Genomic DNA, 13,831 nt, shown 5'->3' with positions numbered 1-13,831 from the left:
ACCCACATGGGTTACAAATCAGTTCACGCACATAGGTAACAGTTTTTAACTGGCAGGGTCGATTTCGCGAGGATCTGACCATGCCCTGGAAAGAGCTGAAACCTATGGACCTTAAAGTGATGTTCATCGCTGAGTATCTGTCTGAAAAGCACAGCTTTAGCCGGCTGTGCCAGGACTATCAGATCAGCCGAAAGACTGGCTACAAATGGGTTGAACGCTATGAGCGGGAGGGCCCCAGCGGGCTTGACGAACGTAGCCGCCGACGGATCAACCAAACCTATGTGGTGCCGCTGGCCGTGAGGCAGGCGATCATTGAGCTTCGTTCTGTTGGCGAAACGGTTCCGGGACCTAAAAAGATTCAGAACGACTTGATGACGCGTTTCCCCGGCCAGGATCCTCCGTCGAAAACGACCATTTACAACATACTTAAGGCAGCTGACCTGATCACGCCTCGACCGTCGCGTCAGCGTGTCGCTGTCTATCCCAAGCCTTTGCGTAAGGCAGAAACGCCTAATCAGATCTTCAGTGCAGATTACAAGGGCCAGTTCCTTACCGGGGCGGGCGTTTGGTGCTATCCGCTGACGATCATGGATCATGCCAGTCGCTTCCTGCTGGCCTGCGAGAGTATGGCCAATACCAATCTCAAGGAGACCCAGCAAACCTTCGAGCGCGTTTTTCGTGAGTATGGGATGCCTGAGCGCATCCGCACCGATAACGGCGTGCCGTTTGCCAGTACAGGGCGTGCGGGGCTGTCGCAGTTGTCGATCTGGTGGCTGCGGCTTGGGATTATTCCTGAGCGAATTGAGCCCGGTCGGCCAGACCAAAATGGACGACATGAGCGCATGCATCGGACTTTGAAAAGTACCTTTCCCCAACCGCCGGCAATTGCTTGGGAGGCTCAGCAAAAACACTTTGATCGATTTATGCAGCACTACAATTATGAGCGAGGACACGAGGCGCTCGGCCAGAAAACCCCGGCGACCTGCTATATGCCCTCAACTCGATCTTATCCGGAGAAGCTACCGGAAATGGGATATGCGAGCCATATTGAGTGTTACCTGGCAGATGGTAGCGGCATCATTAATCGAGCTGGCCTGCGGATATACGTGGGGAATCTGCTCAGGCATCAGAACATTGGAATGGAGATGATCAAAGACGGGGTATGGAATGTGATCTTCGGTCCGGTGATCCTAGGTCACGTCAATGCCAGGGACGCGAAGAACGGTTATGTTTCAATAAAAGTGTCACCTATGTGAATGCTCTTTTTTGTAACCCATGTGGTTGTCCCGTACATGCCCCACCACTCGGTGCCTCGCCTAGGCTCGGCATGCCCGAACGTAGGCATTGCTCCGTGGGCCGCCGCGAAGGACCATCCATGGTCCAGCGCGGCTACCTCGGCATCCATGCCGAGGTGCCCACTGCGCAATACCTACGTTCGGCCATCGTGGTTCACGGGGCGCCCCAGATCAAAAACCAAAGCGAGGCGGCCTTATAGCCGACCTGGTTCTGGGGGAGCGCGTTTCCCCTGTGGGAGCGAGCCTGCTCGCGAAGGCGATGTCACTCTCGATGAAGATATTGAGCAAGCTCGCTTCTCAGGGAAGCTCTATTACCCTTCAAGCCCCCGCTGTTCAACCACCCCAAAAACATCCGCCACATCCTGGACCATGATCCGGGCGATGTTGGCGAGGGTATTGATGTCGGTCTCGGCTGAGTCGCGCAGAGTCGTGCAGGCCATGAGCGTCAGGTAGTCGAGGGTGGCGTGCAGGCGTTCGCTGACGCAGGCGTGGAGTTCGGGCAATGGGGCGGTGCGGTCGATGAACAGGATGGGTTGGGTGGTGGCGATTGGGGTTAGCGGGGTAAAGCGGTTAGATGATTGATTTGTCGTCATAAGGTTGGGCTCTATCAAGGAAAATGAATTGCCACCTTTTTGCTGCGAATCAAGCGGGTGGCAGTTGCGCGCGGGTTCGCAGACCGAGGAAGAGACCAAACCCGGCAGACCCGAAGGTCTCCCACGCGCAACCGCCATAAAACGAACGCGGGCAAGTTTGCCTGAGTTTTCATTCGACGGTGCAAAGTCTCATCCGTTGTTAGGGCTGCGAAACCCTCCCCACTGACCAACGCCAGCAGGTGAACCGAACTATAGGAGGGGATTTTTGAAGCAACAACCGACCTGTAGGACGCCCACAAACCCCGTGGCGAGGGAGCTTGCTCCCGCTCGGTGGCGCAGCCGCCGTAAATCCTGGGCATGGGGTTGGTCTGACGAAAAGAGGGGGCTGCTTCGCAGCCCAGCGGGAGCAAGCTCCCTCGCCACGGTGAGTAAATTCCCACGAGATTTTCAGAAGGCCAGGGGAGCAATTGATTTCAGAAACGGAACGCGGAGCGTCGAAAACCTGTGGGAGCGAGCTTGCTCGCGATGACGTAGGCACAGCCAACATCACCGCAAACTGGCCCTCCGCTTTCGCGAGCAAGCTCGCTCCCACAGTTGGATCGGAGTACGACAAAGAGACAGGTCGGCTATAAGGCCGCCTCGCTTCGGCTTTTGATCTTAGGCGCCCCGTTAAACCACGCTGGCCGAACGCAGGCATTGCGTAGTGGGCATCCCGGCATGGATGCCGGGATAGCTGCGCTGGGCCATGGATGGCCCTTCGCAGCGGGCCCACGGAGCAATGCCGGAGAGAGGGCATGCCGAGCCTAGGCGAGGCACCGAGTGGTGGGGCAAGAGCGTTTTGCTTACTTTTGCGCTTCTCAAAAGTGAGACGCCGTAAGGGCGTAACCCTAAGTGGCCGTTACCGAAGAAACGGATATACACCCGAACTACAAGCCTGTCAGGTTTTTCTCAAACCTCATGCTCACCAAGCAACCCTGATTATTTTCATAACTATTTGTCGCCTCCACGCAATTCCCCACCTGAGCACCCCTCTAGACTCCCGGCCACTTCGGTCCTCACCGACCGAACGCTGCCTACGAATCTGCCAATAATGACCAATAAAAACCCCTGCGCACTCAGGAGCAAAAATGAAGAAGCTAGCAATGTTCGGTGCCCTGGCACTGTCCGTGTTGTCCCTGTCGGCCGTGGCCGAAGAGGCCAAGCCGATCCGCCTCGGGATCGAAGCCGGTTATCCACCGTTTTCGATGAAAACCCCTGACGGCAAGCTGGCCGGCTTCGATGTCGATATCGGTGACGCGCTCTGTGAGCAGATGAAGATCAAGTGCACCTGGGTCGAGCAAGAGTTCGATGGCCTGATCCCGGCGCTGAAAGTGAAGAAAATCGACGCGATCCTGTCGTCCATGACCATCACTGACGACCGCAAGAAGAACGTCGACTTCACCATCAAGTACTACCACACCCCGGCGCGCTTCGTGATGAAGGAAGGCTCCGAGGTCAAAGACCCGCTGACTGAACTCAAGGGCAAGAAAGTCGGTGTGCTGCGCGCCAGTACCCATGACCGTTTCGCCACCGAGGTACTGGTACCAGCAGGCATCAACCTGGTGCGCTACAGCTCCCAGCAGGAAGCCAACCTGGACATGGTCGCCGGACGCCTCGACGCCATGCTGGCCGACTCAGTCAACCTCGACGACGGCTTCCTGAAAACCGACGCTGGTAAAGGTTTCGCCTTCGTGGGCCCGACCTATGAAGACGCGAAGTACTTCGGCGGCGGCGCCGGCATTGCGGTGCGCAAGGGTGACAAGGCCCTGGCCGAGAAATTCAACGCCGCCATCACTGAAATCCGCGCCAACGGCACCTACAAGAAGGTGCAGGACAAATACTTCGCGTTTGACGTCTACGGGCATTAATCGCTGAATCCAAGGTGGCCCGCCGTTGACCCGGCCGGCCGCCTTTTTCATGGGCGATTGTTTTACCCTGCGCCTATCGAGATACCGTCATCCGGAGTTCCTCATGCAACGCATCGACCATACCCTGCCATGGAGCCACTTGGGCACCGAACGCCGGCTCAGTGTGTTTCGTTACGGCCATGGCCCGCGCAAGGCCTACATCCAGGCCAGCCTGCACGCCGATGAATTGCCGGGCATGCGCACCGCCTGGGAGCTTAAGCAGCGGCTTAACGATCTTGAGGCCCAGGGCCTGCTCAAAGGGGTGATCGAGCTGGTGCCGGTGGCCAATCCCATTGGGCTGGATCAGCATGTGCAAAGCGCTCACATGGGGCGTTTCGAGTTGGGCAGCGGCAAGAACTTCAACCGTGCCTTTGTCGAACTCAGCGGCCCGGTGGCGCAACGCATCGGTGATCGCCTGGGGGACGACCCCGCTGCCAATATCACGCTGATCCGCCAGACCATGGCCCAGGTCCTCGATGACCTTCCAGCGCCACCTTCACAACTCGAAGCGCTGCATCGCCTGTTGCTGCGCCATGCTTGCGACGCTGATGTCACCCTGGATTTGCATTGCGACTTCGAGGCGGCGATCCACTTGTACGCTTTACCACAGCAATGGCCGCAGTGGCGCTCCCTGGCTGCACGGTTGAACGCCGGAGTAGCGTTGCTGTGCGAGGATTCCGGCGGCAGTTCGTTCGACGAATCCTGTTCCTCGCCCTGGTTGCGCCTGGCCAAGGCCTTTCCCGAAGCGGCGATTCCGCCAGCCAACCTGGCGACTACGCTGGAACTGGGGAGCATGGGTGATACCCGGGTGGAGCAGGCCCGGGCCAATTGCGAGGCCATCCTCGGGTTCCTGGCCGAGCAGGGCCTTATCGCCGGGGACTGGCCATCCGCGCCCAGCGAATGTTGCGAAGGCTTTCCCTTCGAAGGCACGCAATACCTGTTCGCGCCGCACCATGGCGTCGTGAGTTTCCTGCGTGAAGCCGGGGAGTGGGTGGAGCAGGGCGATCCGTTGTTCGAAGTGGTCGATCCGTTGAGCGATCGTGTCTCCATCGTACGGGCGGGCACCAGCGGCGTGCTGTTCGCCCTGGACCGCGGACGCTACACCCAGCCGGGAATCTGGCAGGCGAAAGTCGCCGGACGTGAGCCTATTCGTACGGGGAAATTGATCAACGACTGATAAGTGCTGTCTACCTCACCGCACGGTGTCTGCCGTGCGGCTATCGAATGATGGAGGAAGATCGATGTTTAAAATGCTCGCCCTGTTGCTGTTGCTGGTTTCGTCCGGGTTGCAGGCCCAACCCTCGCTGCACACGGACTTGCCGCTCAACTACCTCGCCGACGCCGATGAACAGGCCAGGAACCGACCGCTGGTGATCTTCCTGCATGGCTCCGGCAGCAACGAACAGGACCTGTTCGAGCTCAGGGACGAACTGCCCGGGCACTACAATTACCTCTCGGTGCGGGCCCCTAAAACCATGGAGCCGGATCATTACCAATGGTTTGCCAAGAAGGGCGAGGGCGCCTATGACGGCGACACGTCAGACCTGAAGGCCAGCGGCCAACTGCTGCTGGAGTTCATCGAGAAGGCCCGGGCCAAGTACCCGACTGACGCGAGCAATGTGTACCTGGTGGGCTTCAGCCAGGGCGCGATGATGTCCTATGAGGTTGCCCTGCGACACCCCGAGGCTGTTGGCGGGATTGCCGCGATGGGCGGGAGGGTCCTGCCGGTGCTGCGGGCCGAACTGACCCCCGACGAGTCGCGACGAACCCTGGCTGTGTTCATCGGCCATGGCACGGCGGACCCGATCATCCCTTACCACGACGGTACCGAGGCCAACACCTTCCTCAAGACCCTGGCCCTGGAGCCCGAATTCCATGCGTACCCGGGCGTGGGTCACAGCATCAGCGCCCTGGAAGTACAAGACCTGCGGGCCTGGCTGGAGCGGCTTAATCCCTGATCACTGTAAATCCCTTTGGGAGCTTGCTCGCGATAGCAGTGGGTCAGCTTGCATCAAAGTTGGGTGTGCCGAAGCCATCGCGAGCAAGCTCGGCTCCCAGCTGTTCTGGGGCGCTTATTGACCGCTGGCGATCTGCTTCACCAACGCCTCATGACCGGCCTTGTCTTTGGCCCGGGAGATGACCTGCACCACTGCCATGCGCGTGCCTGAGGCGGCCAGCAACGTGGTGTCGAGGGTCGGCCCGCCACCCTGGGTGGCGCTGGTGTCGAGCTGACGCAGACCCAGGCCGGTGCCTTTCTGGGTCAGGCTCTTTGCGCTCAGGATCTTGGCATCCGGCAGTGCTGTGGTGCGCTGGACAGCGAAGTCCCCCATGGTGGTGTCGAGGAATGCACCATCATCGTCCTTCACCTTCGCGCCGTTAATGATGGTGTTCTCCGCCGCGATCACCACGGTCCGGCTGGTGGCATTGCTGTACATCGTGCCTGTCGCCCCAGCGGTGCCCTGGGCGGCATCACCGGCGGGCAATGGCGTTGCGATGAACCCCTTGGGCAAGGTGAAGACGAACTTGCCGCCCAACATCGAAACCTTCTGTGCCGCTGCATCGCCGGTGGCTTTGGACGGAGCTGCCTGGGCAGGCACCGCTACCAGAGCGGCGATGGCCGTCAGCAACAGGGCGGCGGCATGTTTACTCAGCAATGACATTGAAACTCTCCACGGATGGTCGCGCTTGGAGGTCGATCATCCCATGGGCATCACATCAGACTCCAGCGCAAGGTCTGCATTATCCAATGTTGAGAAATCGCTACTCAGCGATCCCAGTAGGGCACTTCGCCAAAACACTCCAGAAAGAAATCGATCACCGTGCGGACCTTCACCGACAGGCGACGACTGCCCGGCCAGAGGATAGCGATCTGCTGGGGTTCAAGACTGTTGGAGGCCTCGTAATCCTGCAACACAGGTACCAGCGTGCCCTTGCGCACGGCTTCGCCGATCAACCACGACGGAAACATCACCAGCCCCAGGCCCTGTTCAGCGGCCTGGGTCAGGGTATCAGCGTGGTTGCCAGTGATCGGCCCCCTGACACTGTAAGGCGTCCAGGTCTGGCCCGGGCGGCGGAAGAACCAGCGTTGCTGGCCGGTCACGCCTTTGTAGGCCAAGCACTGATGGGCCGCCAAGTCCTGGGGTTTGCTCGGTGCGCCGTGGCGGGCCAGGTAGGTCGGGCTGGCCGCGATCTGGAAATGGTGGGGGGCCAGAATCCGCGCCTGCATGCCTGAGTCGTGCAACGGGCCGATGCGAAACAGCAGGTCGGCGCCTTCCTGCAGCGGGTCGACGTAGCTGTCGGTCTGCTGGATCTCCAGTTGCAGCTTCGGGTAGCGCTCGCACAGCTGTCCCAGCCACGGAGTCAGGTGACGTTGGCCGAATACCACCGGGGCGTTGATCCGTACCAGTCCGGACGGTTCGCTGTGTTGTTCCTGCAAGGCTTGTTCGGCTTCTTCCAATTGCACCAGCAGCAGGCGCGCGTGATGCCCCAGCAGGCGGCCGGCTTCGGTGGGGGACACAGCACGGGTATGGCGATAGAGCAACTGCTGGTTCAAGGCCTGTTCCATCAGTTGGATCTGCCGGGAGATCGATGACGGGGCAAGGCTTTCGCGCCGCGCCACCTCTGAAAAACTGCCGTGATCAAGCACCGCCACAAACAGTCGCAGCGCCTTGAAACCCAGTTCATTGAGACCTTGCATGAAAGCTTTCCTGTGCGTAATTCGCAAAACTGTTGTCAGGATACTCCCGTTTATCGCACAGCGACGCCAACCGATAATGCCGGCCATCTTTCTCTGGCACAGGTTCTGAACATGCAGGCGTCTTCACTCAACGAGGCCGCGCCGGTAGCGGCTGCTTCCCAAACCCGACCATTCTTGCGCTGGCTATTGTTGCCCTTGGTGATCCTGGCCGGCATGGGCTTGTCGGTGGAAGCTGGCGTGCTCGGGCCACTCGGGGCCCAGGTTGGTCATCTGTGGGCCACCCTGAGCATCTTCGGTGTCGGTTCGGCGATTCTTTTCCTGCTGTTGCTGCTCAGTGGCCGACAGCACGGCCCGGCCTTGCATGAGTTGCCGCGCTGGCAGTTGATCGGCGGTTTGCTCGGTCCGATCTACGTGGTTGTACTGACGCTCGCCACGCCCCACATCGGCATTGCCATGACCATGATCGCGATCCTCTCCGGCCAGGTTGGCAAAAGTGTCCTGATCGATCATTTCGGCTGGTTCGGTGCGACCCGCAAGCGAGTCAATGGGGAGCGCTGGCTGGCGTTGGCCCTGATTGTCGTTGCCCTTGTCCTGATTGCCCGAGGTTGAACATGAACCTGTTTGTTTTGTTGCTAGTGGTCGTCGCGGCCGGTGCGGTGTTGAGCGTGCAGGCGGCCATCAACGGCCGTTTGGGCCAGACGGTTGGAGTGCTGCGCAGCAGTCTGCTGACGTTCGCGGTGGGCACGGTGACCACCGGGCTGCTGATCGTGTTTTTTGAACCCGCCCATGCATTGACCCTCCTGGATGTGCCGAAATGGCAGCTCAGCGGGGCTTTGTTCGGCGTCGTGTACATGATGGTGATGGTAGGCGCTGTGCCAAGGGTTGGCACGGCGGTGGCGACAGTGGCGGTGATCGTCGGGCAATTGGGCATGGGCATGCTGATCGACAACTTCGGCTGGCTGGGCAATCCGGCCATCGAATTGTCCGGTAGCCGGATCCTGGCCATGGCCTGCCTGGCATTGGCCCTGGTGTTCATGTATCGCAGCAGTGCGCGCCAGGCTTGAACGGTTCAGTCGGGCTCCACCTCCAATTGCAGGCTGTCATCAGCCAAGCGCTTGGCTCGCCGGACAATGCCGCTGATACGCCGGCCTTCGGCGCTGAACACCACGATCTGGGCCTTATCCAGATCCTCTGGGATCGGGGGGAGCACGTGCAGCGCGAACCATGGCGGTTCGTCGGCGTCGAGGCGTTCGACATCGAATTGGCAATCGACGCTTTTAGTCTCGCGACCAAACATCGTGTCGAGGCCGTAGTCAAGGTGGGTGCTGTCGGCGGCGGGGGCGAGGGGCATCGACGGTCTCCTGATGGGTTGCGTGCGGTTGATGTTCAAATGATCCCGCCTGGGGCTGAAAATTCCATCGGGTGAGCTGTACAACTCAGCCCCATCGCGATGCAACACTGAGCCGTTGGCGATGCTGGTAGAATCGGCCACCTTGACTTACGAGAGGTATGCCCATGAGCGAGCCGATTCGCCTGACCCAGTACAGCCACGGCGCCGGTTGCGGCTGCAAGATTTCGCCACAAGTGCTGGAAGTGATCCTGGCCGGCAGCGGTGCGCAGAACCTTGACCCCAAGTTGTGGGTCGGCAATGCCTCCCGGGACGATGCGGCGGTATACGCCATCGACGAGGAGCGCGGGGTGGTCTCGACCACTGACTTCTTCATGCCGATTGTCGACGATCCGTTCGATTTCGGCCGCATCGCCGCCACCAATGCCATCAGCGACATCTACGCCATGGGTGGCGATCCGCTGATGGCCATTGCGATTCTCGGCTGGCCAGTCAACGTGCTGGCCCCGGAAATTGCCCGGGAAGTGATTCGCGGTGGCCGTTCAATATGCGACGAGGCGGGCATCCCCCTGGCCGGTGGGCATTCGATTGACGCCCCTGAGCCGATTTTCGGCCTGGCAGTCACGGGTCTGGTGCAAAAGCGCCACATGAAACGCAACGACACCGCCACCGCCGGTTGCCGTCTGTACCTGACCAAGCCTCTGGGCATCGGCATCCTCACCACCGCGGAAAAGAAAGGCAAGCTGCGCGCCGCCGACGTTGGCCTGGCTCGCGACTGGATGTGCACCCTCAACAAACCTGGCAGCCGCTTTGGCAAGCTCGAAGGTGTGACCGCGATGACCGACGTCACCGGTTTCGGCCTGCTCGGGCACCTGGTGGAGATGGCCGATGGTAGCCAAGTGACGGCGCGGATCCGCTACGACGCGGTGCCGCGTCTGCCGGGCGTCGAGTATTACCTCGACCTGGGCTGTGTGCCGGGCGGTACGTTGCGCAACTACGACAGCTACGCCAGCAAGGTCGGTCGCGTCCAGGAACTGCACAAGCGCGTGCTGTGCGACCCGCAGACCAGCGGCGGCCTGCTGGTCGCCGTCACCCCCGAGGGCGAAAGTGAGTTTCTGCGGGTGGCCGTTGAACTGGGCCTGGCGCTGGAGCCGATTGGCGAGCTGGTTGAGCGACAGACCTACGCGGTCGAGGTGTCTTGATGACCCAGGACATCACCGATTACCGCGATATCTTCCTCAACGACCGGCCGATGATGGACACTCGCGCGCCAGTCGAATTTCTCAAGGGTGCATTTCCCGGCGTGGTCAATTTGCCGCTGATGACCGACCTCGAGCGGGAACGCGTCGGTACCTGCTACAAACAGCAAGGGCAGCAAGCCGCCATTGTCCTGGGCCATCAACTGGTGTCCGGTGAAATCAAGGCGCAACGTATCCAGGCCTGGGCCGAGTTCGCCAAAACCCATCCCGACGGTGTGTTGTATTGCTTTCGCGGTGGCTTGCGTTCGCAGATCGTCCAGCAGTGGCTCAAGGACGAAGCGGGGATCGAATACCCCAGGGTGGGTGGCGGCTACAAGGCCATGCGCACCTTCCTCTTGGACACCGTCGAGCACGCGGTTAGCGAATGTGACCTGGTGTTGTTGGGCGGCATGACCGGCACCGGCAAGACCGAAGTACTGACCCAGTTGGGCAATAGCCTGGACCTCGAGGGCTATGCCAACCATCGCGGCTCAAGCTTTGGCAAACGCGCCACCGGGCAGCCTTCCAACATCGATTTCGAGAACCGCCTGGCGGTGGATGTGCTGAAAAAACGCGCCGCCGGTATCGAACAATTCGTGCTGGAGGATGAAAGCCGCATGGTCGGCAGTTGCGCCTTGCCGTTGCCCTTGTTCCAGCGCATGCAGCAGGTTCCGATGGTCTGGCTTGAAGACAGCCTGGAGCGGCGGGTCGAGCGGATTTTGCGCGATTACGTCATCAACCTGTGCGCCGAATTTATAGCCGTCCATGGCGACGAAGGGTTCTCGCTGTTTTCCGAAAGATTGCTGGCGAGCCTGAACAACATTCACAAGCGCCTGGGCGGGGATCGTCATCGGCGTTTGATGGAGATCATGGAAGCTGCCCTTGTCGAGCAGGCCGATAGCGGTGCTGTCGACTTGCATCGCGCCTGGATCGAAGGCTTGCTGCGTGAATACTACGACCCGATGTATGTGTTCCAACGGGAAAAGAAGGGCTTGCGGATCGAGTTCTCGGGGGAGCAGGCGGCGGTGTTGGAGTATCTGCGGGAGCGAGCGCTGCGGGGCGGGTAATGCGGGAGAAAAATTGATGTGGGAGCAAGCTTGCTCCCACAGTGGAAAGTACCGAATGGTTATGTCGGACAGGCTACCTCGCCGTTGTCCAAACCTTGCTTGTAGCTCTGGCTGGTGAGGCTGGCCTTGCCGTTATGCCAGGTCAGGGTCAGTACGAACAGCGAATCATAGTCGTTGGATGCCCACTCATCGGTAATGGCCTGCTCCTCGCCCACCGCCTCTTCGGCGACCTTGTTGATCAGCTCCGGCAAATAGCCATTGGACCAGGCGGTATAGATGGTGGAGTCGTGGTACTTGTCGTGGAGCAATTCGTCAGCCAGGTCGCTGGTGTCGTTGGCCGAATAATTGATGTTCACCGGCAGCCCAAGCTTGATGGCACTGGGGCTGATGGTCACCAGCGGGCGAATATAGCTATAGGAGTTGTCCAGCTCACCCTCTTCGACGTTGCGGGTAGGGTTGGCCGCGAAGACGTAGTCGGCCTTGCCGAATTTTTCCGGCAGCAGGGTGGCCAGGTCGATGGCGCGGTTGAGGCCTTGGCAATTGAGCTGGCCCAGGCCGCCGACGGGTTTCTCGGCATGACGCAGGAACACCAGGGTCTGGGTGCCGTCGGCTGGCTGGGCGCGGCTGATGCTGGATTCCAGCAATAGGCCCAGTCCACAGACCACAAGCAGCGTCGGTAGCATCAGCCACGAGCGGTGGTTGAAGCGTCTGGCGAAATTCAGTGGGTTCATCATCGAATAAATATTCTTCAGCAATCTTGAGTCAGGCTGACAAACCTTGGCACCGCGAAGCGCCTGGCCTCGGGTGTTTTCCTTGTCGTGATACCGCGCCGATTCTTTCAGGGGCACTGCTCAGAGTCTCCTGAAGCCCTTTGGTTCGATCTCGGCTGATCCGGTGCACTGTAAGGCCTCTTCCTTGGAGGCTGGTCGAATGTTAGCGACAGGATGTTGCGGAATTAAGAATGGCCGCCGTGAATTCCATGACGCGCTTGTGATGCTGCCCACCGTCTTGGATTATTCTCAGGTCTTTCCTTAATTTCCGAGCTTGCCCCCATGCCCGATATAACCTCATTTCCCATCACCCAAAAATGGCCCGCCCAATTCCCGGAGTGGCTCCAGCTCTATTCCCTGCCAACCCCCAACGGCGTCAAGGTCTCGATCATGCTGGAGGAGATCGGCCTGCCCTATGAACCCCACAAAGTGGATTTCGCCAGCAACGACCAGTTGTCCCCCGAGTTCCTTTCCCTGAACCCCAACAACAAGATCCCGGCGATTCTCGACCCTCATGGGCCGGGTGATAAGCCGTTGGCGTTGTTCGAGTCGGGGGCGATTCTGATTTATCTGGCGGACAAGAGCGGCCAGTTGTTGGCCCAGGAGTCGGCGGCGCGCTATGAGACGATTCAGTGGCTGATGTTTCAGATGGGCGGTATCGGGCCGATGTTCGGGCAGTTGGGATTCTTCAACAAGTTCGCCGGCAAGGACTATGAGGACAAGCGGCCTCGCGATCGTTATGTCGAGGAAAGCAAACGCCTGCTCAAGGTGCTCGACGGTCGTCTGCAAGGGCGGGACTGGATCATGGGCGAACGCTACACCATCGCCGATATCGCCACCTTTCCCTGGGTGCGCAACTTGATTGGTTTTTATGAGGCCGGTGATTTGGTGGGCATCCAGAACTTCCCCAATGTAACACGGGTATTGGAGCGCTTCCTGGCGCGACCGGCCGTGGCGCGCGGGCTGAAGATCCCGGAATGACTGACCCGATGGCCAGCCGATTCGAATTCAAGCAACTGGATGTGTTCAGCGCCGTGCCGCTCAAGGGCAATCCACTGGCGGTGGTGCTCGGCGCGGATGAGATCAGTGATGAGCGCATGGTCGCGTTCGCCAACTGGACCAACCTCAGCGAAACCGCGTTTCTGCTGGAGCCTCGGTATCCGGAGGCCGATTACCGGGTGCGAATTTTCACCACGTCGACCGAGTTGCCGTTTGCCGGTCATCCGACGTTGGGCAGTTGTCACGCCTGGCTCGAAGCCGGCGGTGTGCCGAAAGGGCTGGAGATCGTGCAGGAGTGTGGCGTCGGCCTGGTCAGGATCCGCCGCAGCGATTATGGATTGGCGTTCCTGGCACCGCCCTTGCTCAAGTCCGGTGCGCTGGAATCCGACCTGCTGGAGCGGGTGCGCCGGGGGCTTGGGTTGGCGGCCGAGGCGATTGTCGCGGCGCAATGGGTTGATAACGGTGCCGGTTGGCTGGCCTTGATGCTCAAGGATCGCCAGCAAGTGTTGGCACTCAAGCCCGATTATCATCAGTTGCTGGATCTGGCCGTGGGCGTGATTGCACCGTGGGATCCGGCGGTGGATGGCGATGAGGCGCAATTTGAGGTGCGCGGTTTCATTGCCGGTGACGGCATGCCGGAGGATCCCGCCACCGGCAGCCTGAACGCCGGGCTCGCCCAGTGGATGCTGGCCAAGGGTTTGGCGCCGACGTCCTATGTGGTCAGCCAGGGGCTGACGATGGGCCGGGCCGGGCGCATTCATGTCGAGCAGTTGGGGGAGGAGGTCTGGATTGGCGGCGCAGTGGTGACTTGCATCAATGGCTCGCTGACCTTGTGAGGGGATTATTGCCCGGCGGGTAACACTCTGTTTTCAAGCCCG

At 60.1% G+C, this 13,831-nt stretch carries 15 protein-coding genes; 10 read left to right on the top strand and 5 right to left on the bottom strand.

Features of this window, described 5'->3' with window-relative positions:
* Positions 1 to 80: 80 nt before the first annotated feature.
* On the top strand, positions 81 to 1,256 hold the full coding sequence (locus tag QNH97_RS18960; RefSeq protein WP_283553383.1) for an integrase core domain-containing protein: 1,176 nt from the start codon (positions 81 to 83) through the stop codon (positions 1,254 to 1,256).
* Positions 1,257 to 1,606: 350 nt separating this feature from the next.
* Here QNH97_RS18960 and QNH97_RS18955 read toward each other — a convergent pair whose 3' ends face one another.
* On the bottom strand, positions 1,607 to 1,888 hold the full coding sequence (locus QNH97_RS18955) for a fructose-bisphosphate aldolase (RefSeq protein WP_283553382.1): 282 nt from the start codon (positions 1,886 to 1,888) through the stop codon (positions 1,607 to 1,609).
* Between the two features lie 1,127 nt (positions 1,889 to 3,015).
* On the opposite strand from QNH97_RS18955, the gene aotJ reads away from it, so the two are divergent.
* The 3 genes from aotJ (at position 3,016) to QNH97_RS18940 (ending at position 5,792) form a co-directional block, all read left to right on the top strand.
* A complete protein-coding gene (gene aotJ, locus QNH97_RS18950; RefSeq protein ID WP_283553381.1) occupies positions 3,016 to 3,795 on the top strand; it encodes an L-arginine-binding protein AotJ in 780 nt (259 codons plus the stop codon).
* A gap of 103 nt (positions 3,796 to 3,898) precedes the next feature.
* Positions 3,899 to 5,011, top strand: coding sequence for a M14 family metallopeptidase (locus tag QNH97_RS18945; protein ID WP_283553380.1), 1,113 nt, complete (start codon positions 3,899 to 3,901; stop codon positions 5,009 to 5,011).
* A gap of 64 nt (positions 5,012 to 5,075) precedes the next feature.
* On the top strand, positions 5,076 to 5,792 hold the full coding sequence (locus tag QNH97_RS18940; RefSeq protein ID WP_283553379.1) for an alpha/beta hydrolase: 717 nt from the start codon (positions 5,076 to 5,078) through the stop codon (positions 5,790 to 5,792).
* A gap of 114 nt (positions 5,793 to 5,906) precedes the next feature.
* Here QNH97_RS18940 and QNH97_RS18935 read toward each other — a convergent pair whose 3' ends face one another.
* Both QNH97_RS18935 and QNH97_RS18930 read right to left on the bottom strand, forming a co-directional pair.
* The gene (locus QNH97_RS18935) at positions 5,907 to 6,494 is read right to left on the bottom strand and encodes a DcrB/PsbP domain-containing protein (protein ID WP_283553378.1); all 588 of its coding nucleotides are present in this window, start codon (positions 6,492 to 6,494) and stop codon (positions 5,907 to 5,909) included.
* 104 nt (positions 6,495 to 6,598) lie between these two features.
* Complete coding sequence (locus QNH97_RS18930; RefSeq protein WP_283553377.1) at positions 6,599 to 7,531, bottom strand: LysR family transcriptional regulator; 933 nt, start codon at positions 7,529 to 7,531, stop codon at positions 6,599 to 6,601.
* 111 nt (positions 7,532 to 7,642) lie between these two features.
* Here QNH97_RS18930 and QNH97_RS18925 point away from each other — a divergent pair, with 111 nt between their 5' ends.
* Entirely contained in the window at positions 7,643 to 8,140 is a 498-nt protein-coding gene (locus tag QNH97_RS18925; RefSeq protein WP_283553376.1) for a DMT family transporter, read from the top strand.
* A gap of 2 nt (positions 8,141 to 8,142) precedes the next feature.
* Complete coding sequence (locus tag QNH97_RS18920; RefSeq protein ID WP_283553375.1) at positions 8,143 to 8,595, top strand: DMT family transporter; 453 nt, start codon at positions 8,143 to 8,145, stop codon at positions 8,593 to 8,595.
* 5 nt (positions 8,596 to 8,600) lie between these two features.
* Here the strand turns inward: QNH97_RS18920 and QNH97_RS18915 are convergent, their stop codons facing one another.
* Positions 8,601 to 8,882, bottom strand: a complete 282-nt coding sequence (locus QNH97_RS18915; protein WP_283553374.1) for a hypothetical protein — start codon at positions 8,880 to 8,882, stop codon at positions 8,601 to 8,603.
* 164 nt (positions 8,883 to 9,046) lie between these two features.
* Between QNH97_RS18915 and selD the strand changes: the two genes are divergently transcribed.
* Both selD and mnmH read left to right on the top strand, forming a co-directional pair.
* Positions 9,047 to 10,081 (top strand): selenide, water dikinase SelD, encoded by a 1,035-nt coding sequence (selD, locus tag QNH97_RS18910; protein ID WP_283553373.1) that lies wholly within the window; start codon positions 9,047 to 9,049, stop codon positions 10,079 to 10,081.
* Positions 10,081 to 11,184: a tRNA 2-selenouridine(34) synthase MnmH gene (gene mnmH / locus QNH97_RS18905; protein WP_283553372.1), complete on the top strand. Its 1,104-nt coding sequence runs from the start codon at positions 10,081 to 10,083 to the stop codon at positions 11,182 to 11,184. The genes selD and mnmH overlap by 1 nt, the downstream gene beginning before the upstream one ends.
* 59 nt (positions 11,185 to 11,243) lie before the next feature.
* Here mnmH and QNH97_RS18900 read toward each other — a convergent pair whose 3' ends face one another.
* A complete protein-coding gene (locus QNH97_RS18900) occupies positions 11,244 to 11,918 on the bottom strand; it encodes a histidine phosphatase family protein (protein WP_283557512.1) in 675 nt (224 codons plus the stop codon).
* A 318-nt stretch (positions 11,919 to 12,236) separates the two neighbouring features.
* Between QNH97_RS18900 and QNH97_RS18895 the strand changes: the two genes are divergently transcribed.
* Positions 12,237 to 12,935, top strand: coding sequence for a glutathione binding-like protein (locus QNH97_RS18895; RefSeq protein WP_283553371.1), 699 nt, complete (start codon positions 12,237 to 12,239; stop codon positions 12,933 to 12,935).
* Complete coding sequence (locus tag QNH97_RS18890) at positions 12,932 to 13,789, top strand: PhzF family phenazine biosynthesis protein (protein ID WP_283553370.1); 858 nt, start codon at positions 12,932 to 12,934, stop codon at positions 13,787 to 13,789. Before QNH97_RS18895 ends, QNH97_RS18890 begins: the two co-directional genes overlap by 4 nt.
* Positions 13,790 to 13,831 lie beyond the last annotated feature (42 nt).

Source organism: Pseudomonas sp. G2-4, from assembly GCF_030064125.1.
In the GTDB taxonomy this organism is placed as follows: domain Bacteria; phylum Pseudomonadota; class Gammaproteobacteria; order Pseudomonadales; family Pseudomonadaceae; genus Aquipseudomonas.
The sequence above is the reverse complement of the archived record's forward strand: the minus strand, read 5'-3'. Positions and strand labels throughout refer to the sequence as shown.